Origin of the sequence: Aeromicrobium sp. CnD17-E (genome assembly GCF_024124745.1) — a bacterium.
Classification (GTDB): domain Bacteria; phylum Actinomycetota; class Actinomycetes; order Propionibacteriales; family Nocardioidaceae; genus Aeromicrobium.
In genome coordinates, this window is record NZ_JAMXRU010000163.1 from 1 (window position 1) to 4439 (window position 4439).

Consider the following 4439-nt stretch of genomic DNA (forward strand, 5'->3'; position numbering starts at 1 on the left):
CGCTGCGCGCCCGCGCCCTCGCCGGAGGCCTGCTCGACGCCGAGCTCGCGGTGGCCACGACCACCACCGACGACCTGCTCGTCGCGTGCGCCCACTGCGCCGCGGTCACCTCGGCGCCCACCCACGTCGGGGGCGTCGTCCCCTGCGCCGGGTGCGAGCGACGGCTCGTCGTGCACCACCACGTCTCGCGACGCCAGGGGGCCTTCCTCGGCTACCAGGTCGACGCAGAGCAGTGGGAGCAGGGGCAGTGGGAGCAGGGGCAGTGGGAGCAGGGGCAGTGGGAGCAGGGGCAGTGGGAGGAGGGGGCGTGAGCGAGCACCTCTCCCTCGTCGTGGCCGCCGTCGACGACACCGTGCCCGGCGTCCGGTCGGTTCGCCTCGTGCGTCCCGACGGCGCGGCCCTGCCCGGGTACACGCCCGGCAGCCACGTCGTGGTGACCTGCGGACCGCCGGGCTCGACCGCGAACGCCTACTCGCTCACCGGCGACTCCGTCGCGCCGCGGGCCTACGAGATCTCGGTGCTGCGCCTCGACGCCGGGCGCGGCGGCTCGCGCTGGGTGCACGCCCTGACCACTGGCGACCGGGTCGAGGCGACGCCTCCGCGGTCGGCGTTCCCGCCCGTGCTCGCCGCCCGCCGGCACCTGCTCGTGGCCGGCGGCATCGGGGTCACCCCGATCCTGTCGCACCTGCGTAGCGCGGTGCGGTGGGGTCGCGACGTCGAGGTGCTGTACGCGCACCGACCCGGCGCGGCGGCCCACCTCGACGACCTGCACGACCTCGCCGGCGACGCCCTCACCTGCCTCACCGACCGGACCGCCCTCGGCGACCACCTCGAGCGCCGCCTCGCCGACCAGCCGGTCGGCACCCACCTCTACACGTGCGGTCCGGCCGGGTTCATGGACACCGTCACGCTCGCCGCCCGACGCCTCGGCTGGCCCGACGAGCGCATCCACGTGGAGCACTTCGGTGTCGACGACCTCGACCCCGGCGAGCCGTTCGAGGCCGTCCTCCGGGCGTCGGGCCGCACCGTCCCCGTCCCGTCGGGCACGAGCCTGCTCGACGCGCTCGAGGGTGCGGGGCTGTCGGTGCCGAACCTCTGCCGCCAGGGCGTCTGCGGGGAGTGCCGGGTGCCCGTCGCCGCCGGCACGCCGCTGCACCGCGACCTCGTCCTCACCGACGCCGAGAAGGCCGCCGCCGACACGCTCCTGTGCTGCGTGTCGCGCGCCGCCGACGACCGACTGGAGCTCGACCTGTGACCACCCAGCCCAGCGTGGACCGCGCCCTCGTCGCGGGCTTCCCGTTCCCGTTCCCCACCGACCGCTACCGCTACTCCACCAACGTCGAGCCGGCACCGCGCGCCGTCAGCACGCCCGCAGGGCAGTGGGGCGCGAGCCTCGTCGACGTCGACGGCGAGTACCACCGCGAGCTGGCCGAGCGCGCCGCCGTCCTCGAGCGCGACCCGAGCCGCTACGCGGTGCTCGACCACATGGCGCCGGCCTGCTGGGACACGATGCTCACGCTCATGCGCGAGCTGGCCGCCGCCTACCCCGACGTCATGAGCCTCGACGGCGACGGGCCGTCGTACGTCTGGACCAACCGGCTCCTCGACGTCGAGCAGCCGTTCACGTACGCGCAGCCGTCGACGCTGCCGGACGAGCCGCTGCGCTACGTCGCCTCCCAGGTGCAGGAGGACCTCGTGCTGCTCGACCAGCGCGACGGCGACCTCTGGGGCGACGCGGGCCTGGTGACGTTCGCCGCCGACTGGTCGTTCGGCTTCGACGTCGGCATGACGTTCCTGGAGATCCACGGGCCGGTCCCGCGGCTGCGCGAGACCGGCGTCATCACCCGCGCCCGCGAGTTCATCATGCGGCTCCAGCCGGGTGCCCCGTACCGGCGCACCAACTGGACGCTCACCATCGGGCGCCAGCTCGACGTGTCGACCGAGCGGTACCCCGAGTGGGGGCCGGACCGGCCGCGCATGCTGACCGTCGACGACGCGACGTTCGGCCGCGAGGTGCACCTGCGCACCGAGGTGCAGCACCTGGTGCGCCTCGAGGAGTCCGGCGCGGTGCTGTTCCTCATCCGCACCTACCTGCTGCCGTTCGAGGAGCTCGCGCGCGTGGAGCCGTGGCGGGCCACCACGGCGGCCGTGCTGGCCGACCTCCCCGACGACATCGCCGACTACAAGGGCATCGCCGGCTACCGCGACCGCGCCGTCGACTGGCTGCACGCGCACGCGCCCTGAGTCCCCCGACCCCCGGACCGACCCCCGGTCCGGCGCGGCGTCCCGACCCGGGGCGTCGCCACCACCCCCCACCCGAGGAGGTCTGCCGATGACCGCAGCCGACGTGGCGTGGATGCTCGCCGCATTCGCCGTCGTCCTGATCATGTTCCCCGGCATCGCGTTGTTCTACGGAGGCATGGTCGGGCCGAGGAACGCCCTGAACATGCTGATGATGTGCATGAGCACGCTCGCCGTCGTGTCCGTCCTGTACGTGCTCTACGGCCACGGCGTGGTCGTCGGCGACAGCCTCGGTGGCTGGCGCGTGATCGGCGACCCGCTGCAGCACCTGGGCTGGACGGGCATCTACGACGACCCCGGTGACGGGTCGATCGTCGACCCCTACTGGTTCTCCTTCTACGTGCTGTTCGCCGCGATCACGGTCGCGATCGTCGCGTCGGCGGCGGTCGGGCGCATGAAGTTCTCCGCGTGGCTCGTGTTCTCGGGCGTGTGGCTCACGCTCGTCTACCTGCCGCTCGGCCACCAGGTGTTCGCGTTCGACGGCGACGACACGAAGGGCGGCTGGCTGCGCAACGTCGTGCAGCTGCACGACTACGCGGGTGGCACGGCCGTGCACATGTCGGCCGGGTTCGGGGCGCTCGCGCTGGCGCTCGTGCTCGGCAAGCGCCGCACCGTGCAGATGCGGCCCCACAACCTGCCGATCGTCCTCGTCGGCGTCGGCATGCTGTGGATGGGCTGGATCGGCTTCAACGGCGGCACGGCCGGCGGCGCGAACTTCCTCGCCCAGTTCGCGATCATGTCGACGTTGCTCGCCGGCTGCACCGGCATGATCGGGTTCTGCCTCGTCGAGCGGGTGCGCGACGGGCACGCCACCACCCTCGGCATGTGCTCCGGCGTGATCGCCGGGCTCGTCGGCATCACCCCGTCGGCGGACGCCGTCGACGCGCTCGGTGCGCTGTTCGTCGGGTTCGCGTCGGGCGCGGTGGTCGCGTGGGCGGTCACCTGGAAGTCGCGGCTGGGGATCGACGAGTCGCTCGACGCGTTCGCGGTGCACGGGATCGGCGGCATCGTCGGCTCGCTGTGCGTCGTGCTCATCGGCTTCGAGGGCGCACCGGCGGGGATCCGGGGCGTCCTGCTCGGCGGCAGCTGGGACATCGTCTGGCGCGAGGTCGTGGGCATCGTCGTGGTGTCGGGCTACGCGTTCGTCGCGACCTACGTCATCGCGCGGGTGCTCGACCGGCTGATGGGCCTGCGGGCGCCGGAGGAGCACGAGCTGGAGGGCATGGACCTCACGCAGCACGCCGAGTCGGCCTACGACCTCGAGAGGACCTGACGTGAAGCTCGTGACAGCCGTCGTCCAGCCGCACCGGCTCGACGACGTCAAGGAGGCGCTGACCGGTCTCGGCATGGCGGGGCTGACCGTCACGGAGGTGTCAGGCCACGGTGCGCAGAAGGGGCACGCGGAGGTGTACCGCGGTGCGGAGTACCGGGTGGAGTTCCGTCCGAAGGTGCGCGTCGACGTGGTCGTCTCCGACGCCGACCTGGAGGCCGTGCTCGTCGCGGTGACCGAGGCCGCCCGCACCGGGCGGATCGGCGACGGGAAGATCTGGGCGACCGACCTGGTGGAGGTCGTCCGGGTGCGGACGGGGGAGCGGGGCGAGTCGGCCGTCTGACGGTCGCCCCACCCGTCGGGGGTGAGGAGCGCGGCGTCGCCCGGGGGTCGGCGCCGCGCTCCCCTCGTCGCCCGCAGCGCCCAGGGTCGGGTACCTTGGGCGTCACCGGCCGATGTAGCTCAATGGCAGAGCGCTTGCTTCCCAAGCAAGACACGCGGGTTCGATTCCCGTCATCGGCTCCGAGCGCAGCGAGGAGTCGCTGACGGGAATCGAGTCGGGCCCCCTGCGCGGCGAAGCCGCCGGACATGGGATCCCGTCATCGGCTCCACGTCGCGAAGCGACCGTTCGCCGATGCGGGAATCGAGTCGGGCCCCCAGTGCGGCGCAGCCGCCGGACATGGGATCCCGTCATCGGCTCCACGTCGCGGTCTAGGTGCCGACGGCGTCGCTGCGCCGCTCGACGAGGAGGGTGTCGCGCCACCGCCCTGCGGCGGGGCCGGCGGCGGCGCGGCCGACCCGCTCGCGGTGGCCGACGACGCGGAAGCCGTGGCGCAGGTGGAGCCGCAGGCTGGCCTCGTTCTCGGGG

5 protein-coding genes and 1 tRNA gene are annotated in these 4439 nt (G+C 73.4%); all 6 read left to right on the forward strand.

Annotated elements, in window-relative coordinates; genetic code table 11:
• Positions 1 to 311 (forward strand): dimethylamine monooxygenase subunit DmmA family protein (locus NH339_RS17400; RefSeq protein ID WP_305883290.1); only part of this gene is annotated, 311 nt, incomplete at its 5' end.
• Positions 308 to 1255 (forward strand): PDR/VanB family oxidoreductase, encoded by a 948-nt coding sequence (locus tag NH339_RS18960; RefSeq protein WP_253027263.1) that lies wholly within the window; start codon positions 308 to 310, stop codon positions 1253 to 1255. The genes NH339_RS17400 and NH339_RS18960, both read left to right, overlap by 4 nt.
• Positions 1252 to 2244: a DUF3445 domain-containing protein gene (locus NH339_RS17410; protein WP_253027264.1), complete on the forward strand. Its 993-nt coding sequence runs from the start codon at positions 1252 to 1254 to the stop codon at positions 2242 to 2244. Before NH339_RS18960 ends, NH339_RS17410 begins: the two co-directional genes overlap by 4 nt.
• Positions 2245 to 2332: 88 nt before the next feature.
• The gene (locus NH339_RS17415; RefSeq protein ID WP_253027265.1) at positions 2333 to 3574 is read left to right on the forward strand and encodes an ammonium transporter; all 1242 of its coding nucleotides are present in this window, start codon (positions 2333 to 2335) and stop codon (positions 3572 to 3574) included.
• Position 3575: 1 nt separating this feature from the next.
• Complete coding sequence (locus NH339_RS17420; RefSeq protein ID WP_253027266.1) at positions 3576 to 3914, forward strand: P-II family nitrogen regulator; 339 nt, start codon at positions 3576 to 3578, stop codon at positions 3912 to 3914.
• Between the two features lie 108 nt (positions 3915 to 4022).
• A tRNA-Gly gene (locus NH339_RS17425) sits at positions 4023 to 4093 on the forward strand.
• The last annotated feature ends 346 nt before the right edge of the window (positions 4094 to 4439 follow it).